The 23,512-nt window shown below is 68.7% G+C and carries 19 protein-coding genes; 10 read left to right on the top strand and 9 right to left on the bottom strand.

All coding sequences use genetic code 11. The annotated features are described in order from the left end of the window. Nucleotides 1-3 precede the first annotated feature (3 nt). The 7 genes from HL658_RS17800 to HL658_RS17770 are packed head-to-tail and all read right to left on the bottom strand — an operon-like array spanning nt 4 to nt 8,147. A complete protein-coding gene (locus HL658_RS17800) occupies nt 4-2,076 on the bottom strand; it encodes an FAD-dependent oxidoreductase (protein ID WP_180285011.1) in 2,073 nt (690 codons plus the stop codon). 56 nt (nt 2,077-2,132) lie between these two features. After that, nucleotides 2,133-2,525 carry a carboxymuconolactone decarboxylase family protein gene (locus HL658_RS17795; RefSeq protein WP_180285012.1) on the bottom strand — a complete coding sequence of 131 codons (393 nt, stop codon included), beginning with the start codon at nt 2,523-2,525 and terminating at the stop codon, nt 2,133-2,135. 33 nt (nt 2,526-2,558) lie between these two features. Next, nucleotides 2,559-4,727 (bottom strand): xanthine dehydrogenase family protein molybdopterin-binding subunit, encoded by a 2,169-nt coding sequence (locus HL658_RS17790; RefSeq protein ID WP_180285013.1) that lies wholly within the window; start codon nt 4,725-4,727, stop codon nt 2,559-2,561. Between the two features lie 29 nt (nt 4,728-4,756). Further along, on the bottom strand, nt 4,757-5,203 hold the full coding sequence (locus tag HL658_RS17785) for a (2Fe-2S)-binding protein (protein ID WP_180285014.1): 447 nt from the start codon (nt 5,201-5,203) through the stop codon (nt 4,757-4,759). Nucleotides 5,204-5,246: 43 nt separating this feature from the next. Next, nucleotides 5,247-6,545: a TRAP transporter large permease gene (locus HL658_RS17780; protein WP_180285015.1), complete on the bottom strand. Its 1,299-nt coding sequence runs from the start codon at nt 6,543-6,545 to the stop codon at nt 5,247-5,249. Nucleotides 6,546-6,557: 12 nt separating this feature from the next. Then, nucleotides 6,558-7,064 carry a TRAP transporter small permease gene (locus HL658_RS17775; protein WP_180285016.1) on the bottom strand — a complete coding sequence of 169 codons (507 nt, stop codon included), beginning with the start codon at nt 7,062-7,064 and terminating at the stop codon, nt 6,558-6,560. A 57-nt stretch (nt 7,065-7,121) separates the two neighbouring features. Beyond that, nucleotides 7,122-8,147, bottom strand: coding sequence for a TRAP transporter substrate-binding protein (locus HL658_RS17770; RefSeq protein ID WP_180285017.1), 1,026 nt, complete (start codon nt 8,145-8,147; stop codon nt 7,122-7,124). Between the two features lie 379 nt (nt 8,148-8,526). On the opposite strand from HL658_RS17770, the gene HL658_RS17765 reads away from it, so the two are divergent. The 10 genes from HL658_RS17765 to HL658_RS17720 all read left to right on the top strand — a co-directional run bounded on the left by HL658_RS17765 (nt 8,527) and on the right by HL658_RS17720 (nt 20,618). Next, nucleotides 8,527-9,648: a phosphotransferase family protein gene (locus tag HL658_RS17765; protein WP_211109776.1), complete on the top strand. Its 1,122-nt coding sequence runs from the start codon at nt 8,527-8,529 to the stop codon at nt 9,646-9,648. A 27-nt stretch (nt 9,649-9,675) separates the two neighbouring features. Continuing rightward, nucleotides 9,676-10,857: an acyl-CoA dehydrogenase family protein gene (locus HL658_RS17760; protein WP_180285018.1), complete on the top strand. Its 1,182-nt coding sequence runs from the start codon at nt 9,676-9,678 to the stop codon at nt 10,855-10,857. Then, nucleotides 10,854-11,639 carry an SDR family NAD(P)-dependent oxidoreductase gene (locus HL658_RS17755; RefSeq protein WP_180285019.1) on the top strand — a complete coding sequence of 262 codons (786 nt, stop codon included), beginning with the start codon at nt 10,854-10,856 and terminating at the stop codon, nt 11,637-11,639. Before HL658_RS17760 ends, HL658_RS17755 begins: the two co-directional genes overlap by 4 nt. Then, nucleotides 11,636-12,862 carry a CaiB/BaiF CoA transferase family protein gene (locus HL658_RS17750; RefSeq protein ID WP_180285020.1) on the top strand — a complete coding sequence of 409 codons (1,227 nt, stop codon included), beginning with the start codon at nt 11,636-11,638 and terminating at the stop codon, nt 12,860-12,862. The genes HL658_RS17755 and HL658_RS17750 overlap by 4 nt, the downstream gene beginning before the upstream one ends. 27 nt (nt 12,863-12,889) lie before the next feature. Then, nucleotides 12,890-13,594, top strand: coding sequence for a nitroreductase (locus tag HL658_RS17745; RefSeq protein WP_180285021.1), 705 nt, complete (start codon nt 12,890-12,892; stop codon nt 13,592-13,594). Nucleotides 13,595-13,701: 107 nt separating this feature from the next. Continuing rightward, complete coding sequence (locus HL658_RS17740) at nt 13,702-14,463, top strand: SDR family NAD(P)-dependent oxidoreductase (protein WP_180285022.1); 762 nt, start codon at nt 13,702-13,704, stop codon at nt 14,461-14,463. Nucleotides 14,464-14,851: 388 nt separating this feature from the next. Then, nucleotides 14,852-16,033 (top strand): acyl-CoA dehydrogenase family protein, encoded by a 1,182-nt coding sequence (locus HL658_RS17735; RefSeq protein ID WP_180285023.1) that lies wholly within the window; start codon nt 14,852-14,854, stop codon nt 16,031-16,033. A 68-nt stretch (nt 16,034-16,101) separates the two neighbouring features. Further along, nucleotides 16,102-17,805, top strand: a complete 1,704-nt coding sequence (locus HL658_RS17730; protein WP_180285024.1) for an acetate--CoA ligase — start codon at nt 16,102-16,104, stop codon at nt 17,803-17,805. A gap of 184 nt (nt 17,806-17,989) precedes the next feature. Then, nucleotides 17,990-19,402, top strand: a complete 1,413-nt coding sequence (locus tag HL658_RS17725; protein WP_246337672.1) for an ABC transporter substrate-binding protein — start codon at nt 17,990-17,992, stop codon at nt 19,400-19,402. A 247-nt stretch (nt 19,403-19,649) separates the two neighbouring features. Then, a complete protein-coding gene (locus tag HL658_RS17720; RefSeq protein WP_180285026.1) occupies nt 19,650-20,618 on the top strand; it encodes an IS5 family transposase in 969 nt (322 codons plus the stop codon). Between the two features lie 59 nt (nt 20,619-20,677). Here HL658_RS17720 and HL658_RS17715 read toward each other — a convergent pair whose 3' ends face one another. Then, nucleotides 20,678-22,153, bottom strand: coding sequence for an aldehyde dehydrogenase family protein (locus HL658_RS17715; protein ID WP_180285027.1), 1,476 nt, complete (start codon nt 22,151-22,153; stop codon nt 20,678-20,680). Between the two features lie 151 nt (nt 22,154-22,304). Continuing rightward, nucleotides 22,305-23,510 (bottom strand): ABC transporter substrate-binding protein, encoded by a 1,206-nt coding sequence (locus HL658_RS17710; protein ID WP_180285028.1) that lies wholly within the window; start codon nt 23,508-23,510, stop codon nt 22,305-22,307. Between the last annotated feature and the right edge of the window lie 2 nt (nt 23,511-23,512).

Raw genomic sequence — 23,512 nt, 5'->3', positions numbered from 1 at the left:
CGATCAGGGCCGCCCGGCCCGGACGCCCGCCCCCGGCCCCATCGCGGCGTCTGCGGCCCGCAGGAGGGTGCACATCGCTCCGCGGGTAAGCCAGCCGCCGCCGTCCAACCCGGCAAGCCCGTTGACGCCGTCCTCGGGTCGGCGTCCGACCGCATCGACAACCCGCGACAGGAAGCCGGCGGCCTCCGCCCCGGTCAGCGGCGCGTCCGGCGTGAAGGGGAGGAGTCGCGGCTCGCTGTATAGGCGGAGGATCTCCGGGATGGGATCCACCTGCGCCAGCTTCATCACCCCGAACAGATCGATGCCGGCTCGCGAGCCCAGATCGTACAGGCTCTCCACATAGCGGAAGCAAGGGGTCTGCCGGGTGATGCCCTCGAAATGCATGCCGGTGACGCTGACCGGCAGGCCGAGCACCCGGATGGTGGCCTCCGCGAACTCGCCCCAGCCGACGGGATGGTCGGGGAAGAAGCGCCATTTCGGATCGGCCGGCACGAAGCAGCGCAGCGCCGCCCATTGGATCCCGCCGAAATGCGGATGATGGCCGGGCACGTCCTTGAAGAAGGTGAGCTGCCCGCGCCGGGCGATCAGCTCGTCCTGCACCGCGCCCACCGGAACCTCGGCGGGCGGGCAGCCGCGCTCCAGCGCCAGGGCGGCGGCGACACCGGCGGCGATGCCGATCTGCAGGCGCGCCGCCTCGCAGCGGACCGCGCCGAAGGCCAGATGGCTGGCGCTGATCGGGCCGGCGACCAGCAGATTGTCGACGCTCCGCGGCAGCAGGCAGCCATACGGCACCTGGTAGGGAGTGCGGGTGGCGCGGTTGAGGATCCAGCCTTCCGGAAAGACGTAGCCCTCCGGCGTTCCGTCGCGGCAGGCGTGGGATTCGAAGGTCCAGTCGCCGACGGCCACGGCGTCGGGTTTCAGCGGCGGCCGCAGGCCGTCCCCGGTGATGTAGGGGCTGACATCGGCCTCGGTCATATCGGCGTGACCGACGATGCGACGCCCTTCGCGGATGTAGAGCTGGTAGGGGATGTTGCCGTTGTCCGGGAACTCGTCGTGGGCCAGCCCCAGCTCCGGCATGCCTCCCTCGGTCTGGATGAAGTACAGGTAGCCGAGCGCATGGTCGATGAAGCGCTGGCGCAGCTCCCGCCGTTCCGACGGGTGGGCCAGGATGTAGTCGCGGTTCGGCCCGACCAGCTCATTCCCGCGCGCCATGCGGTTGACCAGGAACTTCTCGTTGACCAGCACATAGAGCGTCGCGAACCAGACCTTGCTGCCGTCCGGCCGCACGGCCTGCGGCTTCCAGTCGTAGTTGGCGGGATCGTAATGCGGCGGCGGCTCCCTCAGCCGGTGCGGCGCGTCCGGCGAGCGGTCGTCGTAGATGCGGCAGTGCAGGCGGCAGGCGAAGGCCATGATCGCGTCGTCGCCCTCCCCCGTGCTGCCGGGAAGGATCGTGTGCGGCATCCACCCGTCCGGGGACGGGTGCATGTCGTTGGTGAAGATCATGCCGGCGTGCGGCTCGTGCCAGGACCGCCCCTCCCGCCCGATGCGGTACGGGGCGCCCGACCAGGCGGTGACGTCGCCCTCGTAGCTGGCATCGACGACCATCCGGGCACGGGCGACGCCGGCGACCGGCCCGCCGGGCTCCACATTGCCCATCACGTCCGACGCCGCCTGCCAGCGGACCTCGCGGATCCGGCCGTCGTCGGTGTCCAGGCCGACCGGAACAGCCATGCACCGCATCGTGATCCCGGGCGTGGCCTCGACCGCCTCCTGCCAGACCCTGGCCAGCACATGGCTTTCCCACACCTGATCGGTGCGCCGTTCGAACAGCGGATCCTTGAGGCCGACTCGCTCGTAATGCGCGCGCACCGCGGCCTCGATCTCCTTGGCGATGCCGCTCAGCGCCTCCGGCTCCGCGGTGTCGAAGCCGAAGACGCCGTTGGCGTTGATGCCGCCCAGCGTCTTCGTGGATTCGAGCAGCAGCACCGTCCGTCCGGAGCGCGCCGCCGCGATCGCCGCCGCGCAGCCGCCCGGGTTGCCGCCGATGACGAGCACGTCGGTCTCGATCGTCTCCATACCCTCTTCCCTTCCTCCTGTGGTCCTTGTGCGTTCCCGGCGGCGCCCGGCGCCCGTCAGGGAGGCGGCTCCTCGGCGGCGATCCTGTCCAGCATCTCCGCCACCACACGCTGCGCATCGAGCGCCGCCGGGAAGCCGCAGTAGATGGCGGCCTGGTGCAGCACGGCCCGGAGTTCGGCCGCGCTGCATCCGTTGCGGAGCGCACCGCGCGCGTGCGCCGCCAGCTCATGCGGCCGGCCGAGCGCGATCAGGAAGGCCACGGTGACCAGGCTGCGGGTGGCGGGCGGCAAGTCGTCCCGCGTCCACACCCGGCCCCACGCCACCTCGGTCACGAATTCCTGCATCGGGCGCGTGAAGTCGGTGGCACCGCCGAGCGAGCGATCGACGTGCGCGTCGCCGAGCACGCGGCGCCGCATGGCCTCTCCACGTGTGAAGTCGTTGTCATCCATGTCCGTCGTTCCTCCGTCGTCGAGCCGCCGCGATCAGCCGACCGTGAGACCGTCGCGGGCGAAGGGCTGCGTGCGCAGCCGCTGTCCGGTGGCGGCGAAGATCGCGTTGCCCACGGCGGGCGCCAAGGTGGGGACCATCGCCTCGCCGACGCCGCCGATCGGCCCGTCGCTGCGCAGGATGTGGACATCCACGACCGGCGCGTCGGCAAGCCGCAGCACCGGGTAGTCGTGGAAGTTGCTCTGGACGCAGCGCCCGTCCTCGACGGTGATCTCCTCCCCCAGCACGGCGCTGAGCGCGTTGACGATGCCGCCCTGCATCTGCATGACGACCGTGTCGGGGTTGATCACCGTGCCGCAGTCGATCGCCGCGGCCACCCGGTGCACGCGCAGCCGCCCCTCGACGACCGACACCTCGGCCACCTCGGCGACGATGCTGTCGACATTCTCGCAGAAGGCGATGCCCCGGGCATGACCCGGCGGCAACGGTTTCCCCCAGCCGGCCAGCTCCGCCGCCTTGTCGAGCACCGCCAGCCCGCGGGGGCTGTCCTGCAGGAGCGCGCGGCGGAACCGGTAGGGGTCGGCGCCGGCGGCGTGGGCGACCTCGTCGATGAAGGTCTCCATGAAGAAGCCGTTGTGCGACGCCCCCACCGAACGCCAGTAGCCGATCGGCACATGGGTGGGCTGGTAGATGTAATCGACGTGCTGCGCCGGGATGCGGTAGTGCAGGCCCGAGCTGGTCGCCTTGGTCGTCAGCCCCATGACGGCCGCGTAGTCGAGCCCGTCCTTGAAGAAGGCGGGCCAGAAATGCTCGTGCACCGAGGGCCCGACCACCCGCATCGACAGCCCGGTCATCCCGCCCCCGGCGTCGAGGCTGGCGGTGAGGCGGGCCGTCATGGCGGGGCGATGGAAGCCGTGCTGCATGTCCTCCTCGCGTGTGAACAGCAGCTTCACCGGCCGCCCGACCGCCTTGGAGGAGAGGATCGCCGGTTCGATGAAGTCGGTGTGGATGCGCCGCCCGAAGCCGCCGCCGAGCAGCGTGGCGTGGATGCGGATCCGGCTCTCGTCGAAACCGGTCAGCCGAACCGCGGCCTCCAGCGCGGTGGTGTGGCACTGGGTCGGGACCCACAGCGTGCAGCCGTCGGCGGTGACGCTGGCGGTACAGTTCATCGGCTCCAGCGTCGCGTGGTGGATGAAGGGCACGCTGTAGTCGGCGGTCACCACGCGCGCGGCCCCGGCGATCGCCGCCGCAGCGTCGCCGACGCTGCGGAAGCGCGCCGCCTGCGGCGCGTCGAGCTTGCGGCGCTCCTCGGCCATCAGGGCGTCGGTGCCGGCCGTGTCGTGGGGCGTCGGGGCGAAGGCGACATCCAGCCGCTCGGCCGCGGCCTTGGCCTGCCAGAAACTCTCGGCCACCACCACCACCGCCCCAGGCACCTCGACCACCGCCAGCACGCCCGGCTCGCCGGCGATGGAGGCGCGATCGACGGACCGGACACCGCCACCATAGACCGGCGCATGCCGGATGGCCGCGTGCACCATGCCGGGCACCGTGACGTCGATGCCGTACACACCGCTGCCGTCCACCTTGGACGGCACATCGACGCGCGGCACCGACCGGCCGATCAGCGTGAGGTCGGCGGCGGCCTTGAGCACCAGCTTTTCCGGCACCGGCAGCCGGGCGGCCGCGGCGGCGACCGCGCCGAACCCGATCGACCGGCCGGATGGCCGGTGCAGGACGCGCCCCGCCTCCGTGGCGCAGGACGCTGCATCGACGCCCCACTCCTTCGCGGCGGCGGCCACCAGCATCGTCCGGGCGGCGGCGGCGGCGGTGCGCAGCGGGGCGTACCACAGCCGCACGCTCCAGCTACCGGAGGTGAGCTGGTACTTGGTCACGTCCGGCCGCTGGTAGGCGGTGCCGGCGGGCGGCGGCGCCACGGCAACTCGGCTCCAATCGGCGCCCAGCTCGTCCACGATCACCACGGCGAGCGCGGTCATGGCGCCCTGCCCCATCTCGACCACCGGCACGATGACGGTGACGGTGTCGTCGGCGGCTATCCGCAGGAAGGCGCCCAGATCGGTGGCGGCCGCCGGCCCGGCGGCGGCCAGCACCGGACCGGACAGGGGAACGGCGAGCAGCAGCCCGCTACCGAGTGCCACGCCGCCCTTCAGCAGCGCGCGGCGGTCGAGCGCAATGGTTCCGGACATGGCGGTTCCTCCCTGGTCCTGTCGCCCGGTCATGCCTTGGCCGCCCGATGGATGGCGGCGCGGACGCGCTGGTAGGTGCCGCAGCGGCAGATGTTGGTCATCGCGGCGTCGATGTCGGCGTCGGTCGGCGCCGGGGTGCGCTGGAGCAGCGCGACCGCGGCCATGATCATCCCGGACTGGCAATAGCCGCACTGCGGCACCTGCTCGGCGATCCAAGCCGCCTGCACGGGGTGGGACCGGTCGGGCGACAGCCCCTCGACCGTGCGTACGGCGGCACCGTCCAGCTCACCGACCGGGATCGTGCAGGAACGGACCGGCTCGCCGTTCACATGCACCGTGCAAGCGCCGCACTGACCGATCCCGCAGCCGTACTTCGTGCCGGTGAGGCCGAGATGGTCGCGCAGAACCCAGAGGAGCGGAACGTCCGCGGGCAGCATGATCGCATGCTTCCGCCCGTTGACCGAAAGGGTCGTCATGGTTGTCCTCCCGTGGACCAGTGGATTGTCGGATGGCGGCCGGTCAGAACTCGCGGCCGCGCACGAGTGCGGGCAGGTACAGCGCGATCTCCGGGAAGACCATCAGCAGCGCCGTGGCGGCGAAGATCGAAAGGATGAGGAACAAAGTTCCCTTATAGACCTTGGAGAGCGCCACGCCGCCCGAGGCGCTGACCACGAAGGCGACCATGCCGACGGGTGGGAACACCAGGCCCATGGCGATCATCATCATGGTCAGCACGCCGAACCACACCGGATCGAAGCCGAGCGACACGATGATCGGAAAGGTCAGCGGCAACGTGATCACCATCAGCGGAAGCTCGTCCATGAACATGCTGAGGACGAAGTAGCCGGCGATGATTCCGACGATGATGAACCAGCGGTTGACCGCCAGATGGCCGACCCAGGTCACCAGCATCTGCGGGATCTGGCTGAGCGACAGGTAGTAGCCGAAGATCTTCGCGGCGATGAAGATGAGGAAGATCATGGCGGAGGCGCGCAGTGTCTGGTGCACGGCGATCATCACACCCTGCCAGGTCAGCCGGCGCAGCGCGAAGCCCAGCGCCATCGCGCTCACCGCGCCGATGGCCCCGACCTCGGTCGGGGTGGCGATGCCGGAATAGAGCAGCGACAGCATCAGCAGGATCAACGTCGCGCTGGGCCACACGCCCCGCAGGCTGGCAACGCGTTCGCTCCAGGATGAGGGGTAGGTCTCCGGTGCCAGGGTAGGATTGATCCGCACCCAGATCAGGATGGTGGCCGCCAGCAGCACGGCGAGCAGCACGCCGGGAAGGATGCCGGCGATCAGCAGGTCGCCGAGCGAGGTCTCCGTCATCAGGCCGTAGATGACCAGCGCGATGGACGGCGGGATCAGGATGGCCGTGGTGGCGCCGACGGCGACGGCGCCCGCCGCCACTTCATCGGCATAGCCGTGACTCCGCATGTTGGGCACCGCGACCTGGGACATCACCGCGGCGGCGGCGGTGCTGGCACCCGACAGGGCGCCGAACATGCCGGTGGCGCCCACCGTGGCGACGGCGAGCCCGCCGCGTATGTTCGAAGTCCAGGATGACAGCGCCGCGAACAGCTCCCGCGCGACGCCGCTCTGCGAGGCCAGGAACGCCATCAGAATGAACAGCGGAACGGTCGACAACGTGTAGTCCGCGACCGAGGAGAACACGGTGGTCCCGACGACCTCGACCACCTGCCCGACATCGCCGAGGGTGATCCAGAGCCCGAAGGCGCCCGCGAGCGTCAGGCTGAACGCGATCGGCACGCCGAAGAGGAGCGCTGCCACAAGGATGGCGAAGGGAACATACAGCATGGTCGTGTCCACCTACAGATCGGGAGAATCGGCGAAGATGCCGGTGGTCTTCGACCCGACCCGCGGCAGGTCGATGAGGAGGCGGAGCGCCAAGGCCGACAACCCCGCCAGTGCCACGACGTAGGATGGCCAAAGTACATACTCGACCGCACCGACCGACATGGTCCGCATCGCAATGGAATCCTGGAGCTGCCCGACCATGGCACCGGCAAGCAGAAGCGCGACCGCGACGGACAGGAGTTGCACCGCGTGGTTGACCCAGCGCTCCACGGATGCCGGCAGCCACTGGACGAACATCGGGATGCGGATCAGCGACCCCTGCCGCGAGGCATGGCTGAGTGACAGGAAGACGATCGCCACGATCGCGTAATCGCCGGTCACCTCGACCATCCCGGTGATCGGCCGGTGCAGCAGATAACGGGACGCCGCATCGAGTGCCGTCGCGGCCATCAGGAGGAGGGTCACCACACCGGCGCAGGCGGCCATCGCCCGTTCGATGCGGTCAAGGAAGGCGTGCATGGCTCACCTCGCAGACTGGGGGGGCGGGCATGGCCCGGATCGCGCGGCCGGTGCCGCCTAGCGCACCTCGGCGAGCGCTTCCTCAAACCTCGCCAGCACTTCCCGCGCCGGTTTGCGCTGCCCGTCGAGACGCTGCACCCAGTCCGCCGTGACCGTTTTGAGCGCCGCCTCGAGCGCCGCATCCTGCTCGGGGGTGGTCTCCAGCTTCTTCAGCCCGAGTTCCTGGAAGCGCTTGTAGGCGGCCTCCACGTCCCGGTCCGCCAGATCGCAGGCGCGCCGCGTCGCCTCGTCGCCCACCGCCGTCATGACATCACGCACGGGCTGCGGCAGGGATTGCCACTTCCGCTCGCTGATCATGTAGGCGCCCACGGAGCTGCCGAAGTTCTTGCGGTCGGTGTAGGTCTTCAGTTCCCGCTGCAGGTCGTAGGAGTAGATGTTCGGGACCGGAAACAGGATCCCATCGATGGTGCCGCGCGTCAGGCCCTCATGGACTTCGCTGGTGGTCAGCGAAACGGGGACGGCGCCGAAGGCCCGCACCGTCAGTGTCTGCGCACCGCCGACCGCCCGCAGCTTCGCGCCATGGAAGGCCTGGACCGTGCTGAGGGCCGGACGGGCGCCGAAGAGCTGGAAGGGCGGGTTGACGTAGGCGAAAATGACGCGGAGACGTTGGGGCGCGAATTCCTGTTTCGCGAGGATGCCTTCGCGGGCGAGCTTCCAGAACGCGAGCGTGCCGTGGCAGGAGGTGGTGAAGGTGCCGGGCAGCTCGGCCACGGCCGACAAGGGCAGCTTGTCGGCGACCGCGGCCACCGGCGCGTAACCGATGTCGACGACGCCGTTCTGCGTCAGCGCGATGATGTCCTTGGCCTTGCCGAGCTGCTCCGACGGGTAGTGCTCGAAGGTCACCGCGCCGTTTGACCGCTTGGTCACTTCCTCCATGAAGTAGCGCGTCGCGTAGTTCGTCAGAAAATGGCCGGCTGGCAGGCTGTCCGCGAGGCGAAGACGCAGCGCCCCGCCCTCCTGCGCGGAGGTGGGTGTGACACCAGATGCGGCGACCAGCAGCGCAGCGCCGAGCAGAGGCCTCATCCAAGGCGTTTTCATCGTTTCCTCCGGGTTCTACTGATTGTTCCATCTCGTTGGTCCGACGGACACGCGACCTCGCCCCGCATCCTTGGGGACGATCACGCCGATCTGGCGCCAGACAGGCGGCACCTGTCGGAAAGGCCTCGCTCCGTTTGTCGGACGATCCCACCATATCGTCGCCCAGTTTGTTTGTCAACGTTACGAACAAATAGGCGTGAACAGCCCGCATCATCGACTGGAAATGCCTGGCACGCCTCAACGTTGGCGGCCATTCGTCGTTGTTGCAGTGCCGTTCCATGACCATCCGGAGAATGAACCCGTTGACAGCTCCGATTGGCTGCTTATAGGATCGGATTGTCGGACTATAAGGAGCGTGCTTAGCATGAGCCCCTCTCCGCAGTCCCCCTCAATCGAGACGCAGGCGACCATGCCGCTCGACGACCCCATGTTCCACAATCCGGCCGACACGGCGCCGCTGGATTGGCCGCGCATCGCCACCCACCTCGCCGCGCACGGCCTGACCCTGGATCCCGGCGCCGCGCCACGCCAGTTCCGCGGCGGTCTGGCCAATCTGAACTTCCTGGTCACGCTCGATGGCCGGAAGGTGGTGCTGCGCACCCCGCCGCCCGGCCCCTTGCCGCCCGGCGCCAACGACATGCGGCGCGAACACCGCATCCTCAGCTGTCTCTGGCGCGCCCTGCCCCTCGCACCGCGCAGCCTGCACCTGTGCGAGGAGGAGGCCGTCGCGGGCCGCCCCTTCATCCTGCTGGAATACCGGGCGGGCGTGACCCTGGCCGGCGACGCGCCGCCGCGGCTGGCGCGGGAGCCGGCCGCCGGCGCCCGCCTGGGACCGCTCCTGATCGACGCGCTTGCCGATATCCACGCCGTCGATCCGGCGTCTGTAGGGCTGGACGATCTGGGCCACCCGGAGGGGTTCCTCGACCGTGCGGTGACCGGCTGGGTTCGGCGCGCCACGCTGTGTGCCGGACCGGAGGCGCTGACCGGGCCGACCGCGGAGCTGGCCGCCTGGCTGGGCCGGGAGGTTGGCCGGGTGCGCCCGGCTGCGGCGACGTTGCTGCACAACGATTTCAAGCTCGACAACCTGATCCTCGATCCGCACCGGCTGGCGCCGGTCGCCATTCTCGACTGGGACCAGGGCACGCGCGGGGATCCTCTGTTCGATCTGGCGACGCTGCTCAGCTACTGGACCGAGGCCGGCGACCCGCCGGCGGTGCGGGCGCTGGGGCAGATGCCGACTGCGGGCTACGGCTTCCCGAGCCGCCGCGAGGCGGCCGAACGCTACGCCGCCCGCACCGGCCGCGACCTGTCCGGCTTCCGCTTCCACCGGGTGCTGGCGCTGTTCAAGCTGGCGGTCGTCTTCCAGCAGCTCCACGCCCGCCACCTCGCGGGCACGACGACCGATCCCCGCTACGCCGGCTTCGGCGAGCTGGCGGAGGCGGTCCTCGACTTCACCCACGACGTCAGCCAGGGCCGCGTCTTCTGAAGAACGCGCCCGAAGGGATGGAACGCCATGGACTTCTCGATTCCCGACGACCTTCAGGCACTGAAGGGCCGCGTCGGAGCCTTCATACGCGACGAGATCATCCCCTGTGAGAACGACCCCCGACAGTCGCCGCACGGGCCCTCCGACGCGTTCCGGCGCGAGCTGAACGCCCGTGCCCGCGCCGCCGGCCTGCTCGCCCCGCACATGCCGGCGGGGTTGGGCGGGCTCGGCCTCGATCACCGCGGCAAGGCGGTCGTGTTCGAGGCGGCCGGTTATTCCCTGCTCGGCCCGCTGGCGCTCAACATCGCCGCACCGGACGAGGGCAACATGCACCTGCTCGAGCAGGTCGCCGACGAGCGGCAGAAGCGCCGCTGGCTGGCGCCGCTGGCGATGGCGGAGACGCGCTCCTGCTTCGCCATGACCGAGCCAAGCCCCGGTGCGGGGGCCGATCCCTCGGCGCTTCTCACCCGCTACCGGAAGGTGGCCGGCGGCTATGTGGTCAGCGGCACCAAGTGGCTCATCAGCGGCGCCACCGGAGCCGCCTTCTGCATCATCATGGCGCGGGACGAGGCCTCGCCGGAGGGGGAGCCGAAGGCGACCATGTTCCTGGCCGACATGGACCGGCCGGGCATCGTCATCGAGCGGACCCTGGACACCATCGACCAGAGCTTCCCCGGCGGCCACTGCGTCGTCTCCTTCCACGACCTGTTCGTGCCGGAGGAGGACGTGCTGGGCCGGGAGGGCGAGGGCTTCCGCTACGCCCAGGTGCGGCTGGCGCCGGCGCGGCTGACCCACTGCATGCGCTGGCTGGGCGCCGCACAGCGCGCGCACGACGTCGCCACCGCCTACGCGCGGCAGCGCCGCGCCTTCGGCCGCGCGCTGATCGACCATGAGGGCGTCGGCTTCCAACTGGCGGACAACGAGCTGGACCTCCACACCTGCCGGCTCGTCGTCGCCCACACCGCCTGGGTGCTCGACCGGGGCGGCAAGGGCCGGCACGAGTCCAGCATGGCGAAGGTGATCTGCTCGGAGGCGATCTGGCGCATCGTCGATCGCAGCCTCCAGGTCCTCGGCGGGCTCGGCACCACCGGCGACACGGTGGTCGAGCGCATCTTCCGCGAGGTGCGGCCCTTCCGGATTTATGACGGGCCGTCGGAGGTCCACCGATGGAGCATCGCACGCAAGCTGGCACGGGAGGCCGTTCAATGAGCGCGTTGCAGGAACGCATGCGGAGCCTGTTCGACCTGTCCGGATCGGTGGCCGTGGTCACCGGCGGAGGGCGCGGCATCGGGCGGTCGCTGGCGGCGGGGCTCGCCGGCGCCGGGGCCGAGGTGGTCCTGTGCGGGCGCACCCCCGAGCCGCTGGCCGCCACCGCGGACGAACTGGCGGCCGAGGGCGCGCGGGTGTGGTGGAAGACGGCCGACGTGTCACGCGAGGAGGACGTGGCGGCACTGGCCGCCGCGGTGCTCGAGCGCAGCGGCCGGGTCGATGTGCTGGTCAACAACGCCGGCATCAATCCGATCTACCGTGCCGCGGAAGAGACCAGCGAGATGGAATGGCGTTCCATCATCGATATCAACCTGACCGGCACCTTCCTGTGCTGCCGGCACTTCGGAACCGCGATGCTGGCGCGCCAGCGCGGCAGCATCATCAACATCAGCTCCATCGGCGGGCATGTGGCGCTGCGCAAGACCCTGCCCTACTGCGCCGCCAAGGGCGGGCTGGAACAGCTCACCAAGGTTCTGGCGGTCGATTGGGCGCCGTCCGGCGTGCGGGTGAACAGCATCGCCCCCGGCTTCGTCGAGACCGAGCTGACCGTGCGCGTGCGCGAGCACCCGAAGATCTCGCAACGGCTTCTGGGCCAGACCCCGATGGGCCGCTTCTGCGGCACCGACGAGCTGACCGGAGCCGCCGTCTTCCTGGCCTCGGCCGCCTCCTCCTATGTCACCGGCCACAGCCTCGTCGTGGACGGGGGATGGACCGCCCAATGACCGCCGACACGCCCACACGCGACACGCCGGCGCGCGCCACACCCGCGCGCGATGCGCTCGCCGGGCTGGTCGTGCTCGACCTCACCCGGCTGCTGCCCGGCGCCTTCTGCACCCAGCTCCTGGCCGACCTCGGCGCCGAGGTCATCAAGATCGAGGAACCCGGACGCGGCGACTACAACCGCGAATTCCCGCCGCTGGCGACGAAGGAGTCCGGTTCCTTCCTGCTGCTGAACCGCAACAAGAAGAGCGTGACCCTCAACCTCAAGACGGCGGAGGGCAAGGCCGTCCTGCACCAGCTCGCCGCCAAGGCGGACATCCTGATCGAGAGTTTCCGCCCCGGCGTCATGGACCGGCTGGGGGTGGGCTATGGGGCGCTGTCGGCCATCAACGAGCGGCTGATCTACTGCGCCATCTCCGGCTTCGGGCAGGACGGTCCCTACGCCCGCACGCCCGGCCACGACCTGAACTACATGGCCCTCGCCGGGGCGCTGCAACTGTTCGGCAAGGCCGGGGAGGGGCCGATCGTGCCGGGGCTGTCGATCGCCGACCAGGGCGGCGGTTCCCTGATGGCGGCCTTCGGCATGCTGGCGGCCGTGCTGGCGCGCCAGCACACGGGCAAGGGCCAGTTCGTCGATGTGTCGATGACCGACGGGCTCGTCTCCTGGCTGCCCTACCACGCGGCGGACTATCTGTTCGCCGGGGTGGAGCCGAAGGGCGGTGAGCGCCGCTTCCTGGGACAGGCGCCGTGCTACAACGTGTTCCGCTGCGCCGACGGCCGGCACATCACGCTGGGCCTGATCGAGGAGGTGTTCTGGCACCGCTTCTGCGACGTCGTCGGGCTGGAGGACCTGAAGGGCCAGCAATGGCCCGAGGGCCACGCCGCCGAAGCGCAGATGGCGCGCGTCGCCGACCTGATGGCGGGCCGGACGCGCGACGAATGGATGGCCCTGCTCGGCCCCGCCGACCTGCCCGTGGCGCCGGTCAACACGATGCGCGAAGCCTTCGACGACCCCCAGCTCCGGCACCGCGGGATGCTGACGGAGATGGACCACCCGGTGGAGGGCCGCATCCCGCAGCTCGGCTTCCCCATCAAGTTCTCCGGGACGCCGGGACGGCTGCGCGCCCCGCCGCCACAGCTCGGCGAGCACACCGCCGAGGTGCTGCGCGGGCTGGGCTACGGCGACGCCGACATCGACGCCCTGCGCGATGCTAAAGTGGTCTAGGCGGTGCCGGTGCGGAAGGAGACCGTGATGCACGACGGATGGACGGACGGAAGCCTCATGTCGGCGGTGGAGGCGGTGCGCACCCGGCGCAGCGTGCGCGCCTTCACCAGGCAGCCGGTTCCACGGGAAACCGTGGAATTCATCCTCGCGCTGGCGGCGCGGGCACCCAGCGGGTCCAACATCCAGCCGTGGAAGGTCTACGCCGTCGCCGGCGCCGCGCGGGCGGCGCTGTCGGCCGAGCTGCTGGCCGCTCACGCCGATCCGGCCCGCCCGGCCGAGCCGCCGGAATACCACTATTACCCGACGGCGTGGCGGGAGCCCTATCTGGCACGGCGGCGCAAGGTCGGCTGGGACCTCTACGGAGCGCTCGGCATCGCCAAGGGCGACAAGGCCGCGATGGCCCGCCAGCACGGACGCAACTACGACTTCTTCGGCGCTCCCGTCGGCCTGTTCTTCACGCTCGACCGCGACATGGAGAGGGGAAGCTGGCTCGACCTGGGCATGTTCATGCAGAACGTGATGATCACCGCCCGCGGCCTCGGCCTCGACACCTGCCCGCAGCAGGCCTTCTGCAACCACCACCGCATCGTCCGCCGCCATCTGGGCATCCCCGACACGGAGATTCTCGTTTCCGGCATGGCGCTGGGACAGGCCGACGCCGACGCACCGGAGAACCGGTTCGACACCGAACGCGAACCGGCGGACGCCTTCACGCGCTTCTCCGGCTTCTGAGCCGCCATACACCACGACACCCTGCCAGTCCCCGCCCTGCGCGCCGGTCCCGGCCACGGGGACGGGAACGGCCTTCCCATGTCTCCACCCATCGAGGGACATCCATCATGCTTCCGCGCAACGCCCCCGCCCTCGTCACCGGCGCCGCCTCCGGGCTCGGCGCCGCCACGGCCCGCGCGCTCGCCGCGGCGGGCGCCCCGGTCGCCCTGCTCGACCTTTCCGCCGACCGGCTGTCCCCGCTCGCCGCGGAGACCGGCGGCCTGGCCCTGGCCTGCGACGTCACCGACGCCGTATCGGCCGAACAGGCCGTCGCCGCCGCGGCTGAAGCGCACGGCCCCGCCCGCATCCTGGTGAACTGCGCCGGCATCGCGCCGGCGGGGCGCATCGTCGGCCGCGGCGGGCCGTTGCCGCTCGACGATTTCGCCCGCGTCGTCGCGGTCAACCTCATCGGCACCTTCAACCTGATGCGGCTGGCCGCCGCCGCGATGGCGACGCTCGACCCGCTGGAGGACGGCGAGCGCGGCGTGATCGTCAACACCGCCTCGGTCGCCGCCTATGAAGGGCAGATCGGTCAGGCCGCCTATGCCGCCTCCAAGGGCGGCGTCGCCTCCCTGACGCTTCCGGCCGCGCGCGAACTGGCGCGGTACGGAATCCGCGTCGCGGCCATCGCACCGGGTCTGTTCGGCACCCCGATGGTGACCGCCATGCCGCAGGAGGTGCAGGACGCCATCGTCGCGACGATCCCCTTTCCACGCCGCTTCGGACGGCCGGAGGAGTACGCCCGCATGGCGTTGTCGATCATCGAGAACCCGATGGTCAACGGCTCGGTCATCCGGCTCGACGCGGCGCTCAGGATGCAGGGCGCCTGACGCCGCGGCGCCCGTCATGCCCCTGTCGAGCCGCTCCAGCATGCCGATCACGACGGTCATCATGGATATGGTCGGACATTAGGTCGGCACTCTCGACGGAAACGGGATTGGAGCAAAGGAGAATTTCCCGTTTTGCGATCATTGTCCCGTCGTTTCACCGGCGAAGGACATCGGCGTTCCATGCCCGCTCATGAATGCAGAGACCGATAAAGCTGAGTAATTCCTTGTCTTGAATGACTATCCGCCGCCCGTACGCGAGCTCTGATAAGCTCGGCATCACTGATCATCGCACTCGTTGACAGTCAAAATTTAGTGTGGGACTATCGAACAATCACCGGACGGACGAGTGGCCTCCGGCGGCCATCCGGAACCAAGCGAAGACGGCGTCATGACGAACATCCAGGAACAGTCGCCCACCCTCGGACCGAGCTTGCTGCCGCTGGGAGAGGAGGCGTTGAGGACCGAGGCGCGGCGTGTCGCGCGGAGTTTGCTGGCTGATGGCGCCCGCGAGCGGGACCGGCTGAGAGCCGTCGCCCACCGCGAGATCGCCGAACTCGGGAAGGCCGGCTTCATGGGGCTGCTGGTCCCCACCGAATTCGGTGGCCGCGGGTGCAGCCTGCTCGGCTACTGCCTGGCGCTGGAGGAAATCGCGGCGGTCGATGCCGGCGTCTCCACCTCGGTCCATGTGCACAGCCTCGGCGCCACGCTGATGATCGCCCGGTTCGGCACGCAGGCACAGAAGAGCAGCCTTCTGCCGACGATGGCCACCGGTGCTTGCATCGGCTCGTTCCTCCTGACCGAGCCGCAGGCCGGTTCGGACTCCTCGGCACTGCGCACCACAGCGCGGCGCGACGGCGGGCATTTCGTGCTCGACGGGACCAAGCACCTGATCACCAACGGCAAGTCCGCCGGCACCGTGCTGGTGTGGGCGGTGACCGACCCCGCGAAGGGCAGGAAGGGCATCACCGCCTTCATCGTGCCCACCGGTACCCCGGGCTACGCGGCGACGCGGGTCGAGGCCAAGATGGGGCAGCATTCGTCGGAAACGGTCGAGGTGACGCTGTCCGGCTGCCGCGTTCCGGCCGACCACATTCTCGGCGAGGAGGGCGACGGCTACCGGCTGGCGCTGGCCGGGCTGGCGGACGGGCGCATCGCCATCGCCGCCCAGTCGGTCGGGATCGCGCGGGCGGCGTTCGAGGCCGCCCTGGCCTACGCGCAGCAGAGGACCGCCTATGGGCAGCCGATCGCCCGGCTGCAGGCGGTGACCTTCCATCTGGCGGACATGGCGATGCAGATCGAGGTGGCGCGCACCTTCTACATCCACGCCTGCCGTCTGCAGGCGGCCGGACATGCCGCCATCAAGGAAGCCGCAATGGCCAAGCTGTTCGCCTCCGAAATGGCCGAGAAGGTCTGCTCGGCGGCGCTGCAGGTACATGGCGGCAACGGCTATCTGGCCGATCACGACGTGGAGCGCTACAGCCGCGACGCCCGTGCCACGCAGATCTATGAAGGCACCAGCGACATCCAGCGCGTGATCATCGGCAAGGAACTTCTGCAAAGTAAGAATTGATGGCTGCACACCGCGAGGTGCGTCGGATACGCGCCAAGCCGAAGAACTTGACAGGAGGGAGGGCGACAATGCGCGACGTGTGGTCGACCAACATCGACTTGGATGGCACCGAATCCTATCAGGAGATTGAAGACGCCTTCCGCTGGGACGTGCCCGACCGCTTCAATTTCGGGACCGACGTGGTCGATCGATGGGCGAGGGAGCGCGACGGTCTGGCGCTGATCTGGGAAAACCATGCGGGGGAAGAGCGGCGTTACACCTATTCCGAGATCGCGGCGCTGACCAACCGCTTCGGCAACCTGCTCAGGGCGCATGGCGTGAAGAAGGGTGATCGTGTTCTGGTGATCCTTCCGCGCATCCCTGAATGGATGATCGTGATGGTCGGTGCGCTCAAGATCGGCGCCGTCGCCATTCCGGGAATCGAGATGCTGACGTCCAAGGACATCGCCTACCGGGTGAGGAACTCGGGCGCCAGGGCGGTCGTGTGCCGAACCTCCCAGGTGGAGAAGTTCGCGGATCTGATCGACGAGATTCCGGTCCGGATCGCGATCGGCGGCGCGCCGGACTGGGTGGATTTCGACGCGGAGATGGACTCCGCGTCCATCGACCTCCGTCCTGAACCGGTGGAGCGGGAGGATCCGGCGGTCATGTACTACACATCCGGTTCGACGGGCTATCCGAAGGGCGTGCTGCACGCCTCGCGCGGCCTGTACGCCTGGCGTGTTTCCGCCATCCACTGGCTCGACCTGCGGCCGGGCGAGCGGATCTGGTGCACGGCCGACACCGGGTGGAGCAAGGCCGGGACGAGCGTTCTGTTCGGTCCCTGGAGTTGCGGCGCCTGCACCTTCCTCTATGACGGCCCGTTCGATCCGAAGCATCGGCTGCGGCTTCTGCAGAAGCATCGGATCACGGTCTATTGCGCCCCCGGCACGGAGCTGTTCCGGATCGTCAACGAGGATATCGGCGGATACGACCTGTCGGCCCTGCGCCGGACCATATCGGGTGGCGAATCCGTCAGTCCCGGTCTTGCCGAGCGCTGGGAGACGGCCACCGGCACGCGCATCGACGAGGGGTACGGGCTGACGGAATCGTTGATCGTCGTGATCAACATCCCTGGTGAGCCGGTGAAATATGGTTCCATGGGCCGGCCGGGACCCGGTGTGCGCGTCGAGGTCGTCGATGAGACCGGAACGCCGCTCCCACCGCATCGCGAGGGCGACATCGCGGTGCTGACGCCCAACCCGCAGATGATGCTCGGCTACTGGAATGACGAGGAGCGCACGCGTTCCTGCTTCCGCGACAGTCCGTCCGGCCGCTGGTTCATCACCGGCGACCGCGCGGAACGCGACGAGGACGGCTATCTGTGGTTCCGCGGACGCTCCGACGACGTGATCAATTCCGCCGGCTACCGCATCGGGCCGCTGGAGGTCGAGAACGCCCTGCTGGAGCACCCGGCGGTGATCTCCTGCGCCGTGATCGGCAGCCCGGACCTGGAGCGGGGAGAGATCGTCAAAGCCTTCGTGGTGCTGAAGGAGGGATACGAGCCAGGCGATGCGCTGAGCCGCGCCCTGCAGGAACACGTCAAATCCGTCACGGCCCCCTACAAGTACCCCCGGGCGATCGAGTACCTCGACGCCCTTCCCCAGACGATCACCGGCAAGATCAGCCGCAAGGAGCTGCGCCTGCGGGAGCGGGCGGCGGCCGACGGCGCCCGGCAGGCGGGGTTGGCGGGGCAGCCGGCGGGTGATGATCAGGGGCGGGTACGAGCCTGAAAGATGTCACCCGCACCGGGCCGCCATCGGTCGATGGGGCCCGGCCAAGGGTGAACTGACCCGTGCCGGGTTTTCCGGCGACCATGTTCGGGTGCCGGCTGGTGGGCCGCCGACCCGACCCTCCGCTACGAGCTCCCGGCCCGCGTGCGAAGCCGCGTCGGCTGCCGCCCCTTGTCGGGCGTCGATGACCGATCACGACAGACCCACCGTCCGACGACAACGATGGCCTGGTCCTTTTGATAGGCACCACAGCCCAGGGCCGCCCATGGAAGGAAAAACCATGACGTTCGCGCGTTCCCTTCTGGCCGTTCTTGCCCTGGGTTCGGTTGCCCAGGCAGCCCCGGCCCTCTCCCAGCCGATGGAACAATTCGTCCCGATCGCCATCTATCGCACCGGCCCCTACGCCTCCGGCGGAAGCGGTATCTACGGTGCCTACGCCGATTATCTGGCGCTCGTGAACGAGCGCGACGGCGGGGTCAACGGTGTCAAGCTGGTGTTCGAGGAATGCGAGACGGCCTATCAGCCCGATCGCATGATCGAGTGCTACGAGCGCCTGAAGAACAAGGGACCGACCGGCGCCGCCGCCTTCGCCCCGTCGGGAACCGGATCCGTCTACGCCCTGATCGAGCGCATGACCGAGGATAAAATTCCGAGCATCACGCTGGGCTATGGCCGCACCGACGCTTCCGACGGCCGGGTTTTCCCCTACATGTTCACGCTCATCGCCAATTACTGGACTCAGAACACCGCCACCATCCGCTTCATCGCCGAGAAGGAAGGCGGCTTCGAAAAGCTGAAGGGGAAGAAGATCGCCAATGTCCTGGTCGACTTCCCCTCGGCCCGCGAGACCGGCCCGGTGCTGGAGAAGCAGGCGGGCATGCACGGCTTCGAGGTCCGGAACTTCCCGATAGCGCCACCCGGCCTCGACCAGCGGGCGGTGTGGCTGCAGGTGCGCCAGTATCGGCCCGACTGGATCCTGTTCGCCGGCTGGGGATCCGCCACCACGGCCGGCCTCAAGGAAGCCGCCCGCGTCGCCATCCCGCGCGACCGGATGATCGGTTGGTGGTGGTCCGGGTCGGAGGAGGACGTCACCCCAGCCGGCGACGCCGCCAAGGGGTTCATCACCTCCCAGTTCCATGCCACCGGCCAGGACTTCCCGGTGTTCGGCGATATCCGCAAGTTCGTTTATGAAAAGGGCAAAGGCAACGTCGAGCCCAACCGCATCGGGTCGGTGTATTACGTGCGCGGCGTGCTGCACGGCGTGGTCCTGGTGGAAGGCATGCGCACCGCCATGGCCCGGTTCGGCAACCGGCCGCTGACCGGCGACGAGGTGCGCTGGGGCCTTGAAAACATGGAGATCAGTCCGGAACGCCTCCGCCAATTGGGGATCGACGGTCTGATGCCGCCGCTGAAGGTGACTTGTGCCGATCATGAAGGCGGCGGGGGCATTCGCTTCCAGCAGTGGGACGGTGGGAAATGGGCCATGATCTCCGACTGGGTGCAGCCCGACCCGTCCATCGTCCGGCCGATGGTCGAGGCCTCCGCGGCGCAATACGCCCGAGAAAAGGGCATCACGCCACGCGACTGCGGCACCTGACAGCCGGCCATCCGCAAGGGAGGACGGCCGGCCAAGGCGGTGCGGTTCAGCGCCGCGATCGCGGCATCGATCAGCGCCAGGATCGCTTCGGGCAGACCAGCCATTCAGGTCACCCCGGTGCATCCCCGACCTGACCGCATCGGGCTACGTGGTGCTGGGTCCGGTGGCGTTGTTGTATAGATCCGGTTCGTGGTGCGGGACGTCGGCGCAGCCGGTATAGAGGTGGGCTCCGCCGCCGAGTGCCCGCATGCCGTATAAGCACAATGAACCGCGCCGTCACCGGATCCCGAAGTCCAAGTACAAGGTCGAGAACTGGGGAGAGTACAACCGGGCTCTTCGGCAATGCGGGAGCCTGACGATCTGGGTGACACCCGGGGCTCTCGCGGCATGGACACCCGCCGTCACCGGCCGGAGAGGCCGTCCAGCAGCCCACTCGGACATCGCCATAGAGACCGGGGTCATGCTGCGCCTGGCCTTTGGGCGCCCATGGCGGCAGACGGAGGGGCTGCTGCGCTCCATTGTCCAGATCCTCGGCATGGAGTTGCCGGTTCCCGACTACACGACGCTGGCCCGACGCAGTGCCCGCCTGTCGCTGGCGGCCGCGCTGATGAAGCCGAACGGCCCTGTGACCATGGTGATCGACAGCTCGGGCCTGAAGATGGTCGGAGCCAGCGAGTGGCACTTGGAAAAGCACGGCGGAAAGCTGCGCCGGAGTCGGCGAAAACTGCACATTGCCATCGATCCGGACAGCGGTGACATCCTGGCTGCGGAGCTGACCACCACCGAGGACGGCGACGCCTCCCAGGTCGGCCCCTTGCTCGACCAGATCCCCGGCCCGGTCAACGCGGTGCTGGCGGACGGCGCATATGATGGAGATCCCGTCTACCGTGCCATTTCCGACCGCCACCCCACTGCCGCGGTGATCATCCCGCCCCGCGCCACGACGGTGCCGGGCCAGAAGGCCGACACCACTCCCACTCAGCGCGACCACCACATCCAGCAGATCGCCGAGAAGGGCCGAATGAGCTGGCAGGCGACGACCGGCTATGGAAGGCGCGCCCTCGTGGAAACCGCTTTCTTCCGCTGCAAGGTTCTCATCGGACGGAGCCTCCGGGCCAGGACTCTGCCCGCTCAGAAGGTCGAGGCCCGGATCGCCTGCGCCGTCCTCAATCGGATGACCAGCCTCGGCATGCCGGTCTCATGCAAGCTCGCCTGATCACAATCGCCGCTGAGCGAAATCCGGCCTCAGGCCGAGTTCTGCACCAACGTCATCGGTTACGGTTGTTTGATGTACCATCCCCAATTTTCGTCGCTGCCAAAGCGCGTTACCTGCTTTATCTCCAGATAATTATCAAGGCCCCATGGGCCGAGTTCGCGACCGATGCCACTTTGCTTGACGCCTCCCCACGGCGCTTGCGTGAACGTTGGCTGCGAGCAGTTGACCCAGACGATGCCGGCGCGAAGCGCGCGCGACACGCGACGGCAGCGCTCGTCGTCGGCCGACATGATAGCCGCTGCCAGGCCAAACGGGGAGGCGTTGGCCAAAAGCACACTTTCCTCCTCGGTCTGAAAACGTCGAATGCAGAGGACCGGCCCGAAAATTTCCTCGCGCCAGAGCCGGGACGTTTCAGGCACGTCGTCGAAGATCGTAGGCTGCAGGAAATATCCCTTCGGCAAGTGCTCCGGCCTGTCTCCTCCGGTGATGCAACGGAGACCTTCGCGGCGGCCCTCTGCGATGTAACCAGTCACCTTCTCATAGTGTCCCCGGCTGACGAGCGGTCCGAGCAGCGTCTTCGGGTCGAGGCCGTGCCCGATTGGAATTCGGGCCGCCTCGATCGCAAGCCGTTCGATCAACGCATCGGCGATCCCGGCCTGCACCAGGAGACGTGAGGTCGCGCTGCAGACCTGGCCCTGGTTCCAGAAGATCCCGAACATGATCCATTCGACGGCCTTGTCGATGTCCGCATCGTCGAAGACCAGGAAAGCCGACTTGCCGCCGAGTTCCAGGCTCACCGCCTTGATATCACGGGCTCCCGCCGCCATGACCTTCGCCCCGGTGGACACGGATCCGGTAAAGGCGAGCTTATCGACGCCAGGGTGTTCGGCGAGCGCAGCGCCCGCCTGGCCGGTACCCGTCACGACGTTCAGCGCGCCGCGCGGCAGACCAGCCTGGTGCACGATGTCGGCGAGTTCGAGAGCTGTCAGGGGAGTCAGTTCGGAGGGCTTGAGGACGCACGTCGCACCGGCGGCGAGGGCCGGCGCCACCTTCCACGCCGCCATGAGGAGTGGATAGTTCCATGGGATGATCTGGCCCGCGACACCCACCGGCTCGCGCCGCACCTGCGACGTGAAACGGGCATCGGGGAGTTCCACCGGCTCGTCCTGTCGGCCGTCGAGTTCTTCGGCAAGATCGGCGTAATACGCGAAGCAGCCGGCCGCGTCGTCGATATCCCAAAGTGCCTCCGCCAGGGGCTTGCCGTTGTCGCGGACTTCGAGCGTGCCGAAGGCGTCGCGCCGCCCGGCGATCGCGCCGGCGATGGCCCGGAGCACCTCGGCGCGCTCCCGGCCGGTCGTCCGGCCCCAGACGCCGTCGAAAGCCTCGCGCGCGGCGGTCACGGCCCGATCAACGTCGGTCGGGCCGGCATCCGCCACGTGATGGAAGACCTCCTCGGTCGCGGGATCGACGACCGCGATCATCCCGCCCGAGGCCGCGGCCCGCCACTCGCCATCGATGTAGAGTTCCGATCTCATGCCTCTCGCTCCGAGCGTGGCGATCCGGGATCGCCCGCAGTGCCGGGAAGGACCCGCGACCGTGGGCGCCGCCCTGCTCCCGGCCTCCGGACCTTCCGCGGCGCGCGGGTGGAAGAACGATGTGACGGGGACGGCCCGACGGCCGTCGCCGTCATTTCACGAGGCCGCATCCACCCTCGGAAATCGGCCGGAAGGCCTCCGCCGCGGTGATCTCCCGCACAGGCTTGAGGTAATCCCAGGGCTCCTTGCTCTCGGCCGGGGACTTCACCTCGTAGAGCGTCATCGGGTAGACGACACGACCGTCCTGCCGGACTGTTCCGGAATGGCCGAAGTAATCGACCGGCATTGTCCGCATCTGCGCCGCTACCGCATCGGCATCGAGCGTGTCGGCGGCCTTCACGGCCTTCAGGTAGTGGGCGACCGAGGCGTAGACGGAGGCATGCTGCTTGGTCGGCATCCGCTTCGTCTTCTCGAAAAAGCGCTTCGACCAGGTTCGCGCGGCCTCGTTCTGATTCCAGTAGAAACCTTCGGACAGCAACAGGCCTTTCGTGACCGGCAGGCCCAGCGCATGAACGTCGGTGAGATAGAGAAGGAACCCGACAAGCTTCTGTCCGCCGGCCGTAACGCCGAACTCGTCGGCTTGCTTGATCGAGTTGATCAGATCGGCGCCGCCGTTCGCAAACGCGACGACATCGGCTTTCGAGCTTTGGGCCTGCACAAGGTAGGAGCTCATGTCGCCGGCGTTGATCGGATGCCTGACGGCACCCGTCACGGTGCCGCCGGCCTCCTTGATGAACTTGCCGGCGTCCCGTTCCAGCGCATGGCCGAACGCGTAGTCGGCCGAGATGAAGAACCATCTCTTGCTGCCGGTTGCGACGACCGCCTGCGCGGTCGCCTTGGAAAAGGAGTAAGTGTCGTCCTGCCACGCCGTGCTGTAGGGCGAACAGGCCTTGCCGCTGAGGTCGGACGTCGTCGCCTGCATCAGCGTGATGCGCTTCGCCTGCCGGCCGATCTCCTGGACCGCGAGGGCGACCGAGGAGACCGGCACGTCGGCGATCACGTCCACACCGTCCTGGTCCAGCCAGCGCCGCGCGATGCCCGAGCCGATGTCGGGCTTGTTCTGGTGATCCGCCGAGACGAGCTCGATTGCGGCGCCGTTGACCTTGCCGCCGGCATCCTCGATCGCGAGCTGCGCGGCGACGACCGATCCCGGGCCGCCGAGATCGGCATAAGGACCGCTCCTGTCGTTGAGTATCCCGATTCTGATGACCGGTTTCCCGATCTCGGCGGAGACCGGGGCGCTGCCGAGACAGCCGAGCAAGGCGAGCGCTGCGCCCGCAACGAGGTGTCGTGTCATAT

Source organism: Azospirillum oleiclasticum (assembly GCF_013423485.1).
Lineage (GTDB): Bacteria > Pseudomonadota > Alphaproteobacteria > Azospirillales > Azospirillaceae > Azospirillum > Azospirillum oleiclasticum.
Note: the sequence above shows the minus strand (reverse complement) of the source record. Positions and strands in the feature narration are given on the sequence as shown.

Excerpts from the sequence above, each read along its gene's own strand:
- HL658_RS17715 (WP_180285027.1), bottom strand. The coding sequence starts at position 22,153 with ATGAGATCGGAACTCTACATCGATGGCGAGTGGCGGGCCGCGGCCTCG.
- HL658_RS17765 (WP_211109776.1), top strand. The coding sequence starts at position 8,527 with ATGAGCCCCTCTCCGCAGTCCCCCTCAATCGAGACGCAGGCGACCATG.
- HL658_RS17770 (WP_180285017.1), bottom strand. The coding sequence starts at position 8,147 with ATGAGGCCTCTGCTCGGCGCTGCGCTGCTGGTCGCCGCATCTGGTGTC.
- HL658_RS17750 (WP_180285020.1), top strand. The coding sequence starts at position 11,636 with ATGACCGCCGACACGCCCACACGCGACACGCCGGCGCGCGCCACACCC.
- HL658_RS17720 (WP_180285026.1), top strand. The coding sequence starts at position 19,650 with ATGCCGTATAAGCACAATGAACCGCGCCGTCACCGGATCCCGAAGTCC.
- HL658_RS17795 (WP_180285012.1), bottom strand. The coding sequence starts at position 2,525 with ATGGATGACAACGACTTCACACGTGGAGAGGCCATGCGGCGCCGCGTG.
- HL658_RS17735 (WP_180285023.1), top strand. The coding sequence starts at position 14,852 with ATGACGAACATCCAGGAACAGTCGCCCACCCTCGGACCGAGCTTGCTG.
- HL658_RS17790 (WP_180285013.1), bottom strand. The coding sequence starts at position 4,727 with ATGTCCGGAACCATTGCGCTCGACCGCCGCGCGCTGCTGAAGGGCGGC.
- HL658_RS17785 (WP_180285014.1), bottom strand. The coding sequence starts at position 5,203 with ATGACGACCCTTTCGGTCAACGGGCGGAAGCATGCGATCATGCTGCCC.
- HL658_RS17800 (WP_180285011.1), bottom strand. The coding sequence starts at position 2,076 with ATGGAGACGATCGAGACCGACGTGCTCGTCATCGGCGGCAACCCGGGC.
- HL658_RS17760 (WP_180285018.1), top strand. The coding sequence starts at position 9,676 with ATGGACTTCTCGATTCCCGACGACCTTCAGGCACTGAAGGGCCGCGTC.
- HL658_RS17730 (WP_180285024.1), top strand. The coding sequence starts at position 16,102 with ATGCGCGACGTGTGGTCGACCAACATCGACTTGGATGGCACCGAATCC.
- HL658_RS17780 (WP_180285015.1), bottom strand. The coding sequence starts at position 6,545 with ATGCTGTATGTTCCCTTCGCCATCCTTGTGGCAGCGCTCCTCTTCGGC.
- HL658_RS17710 (WP_180285028.1), bottom strand. The coding sequence starts at position 23,510 with ATGACACGACACCTCGTTGCGGGCGCAGCGCTCGCCTTGCTCGGCTGT.
- HL658_RS17745 (WP_180285021.1), top strand. The coding sequence starts at position 12,890 with ATGCACGACGGATGGACGGACGGAAGCCTCATGTCGGCGGTGGAGGCG.
- HL658_RS17775 (WP_180285016.1), bottom strand. The coding sequence starts at position 7,064 with ATGCACGCCTTCCTTGACCGCATCGAACGGGCGATGGCCGCCTGCGCC.
- HL658_RS17755 (WP_180285019.1), top strand. The coding sequence starts at position 10,854 with ATGAGCGCGTTGCAGGAACGCATGCGGAGCCTGTTCGACCTGTCCGGA.
- HL658_RS17725 (WP_246337672.1), top strand. The coding sequence starts at position 17,990 with ATGACCGATCACGACAGACCCACCGTCCGACGACAACGATGGCCTGGT.
- HL658_RS17740 (WP_180285022.1), top strand. The coding sequence starts at position 13,702 with ATGCTTCCGCGCAACGCCCCCGCCCTCGTCACCGGCGCCGCCTCCGGG.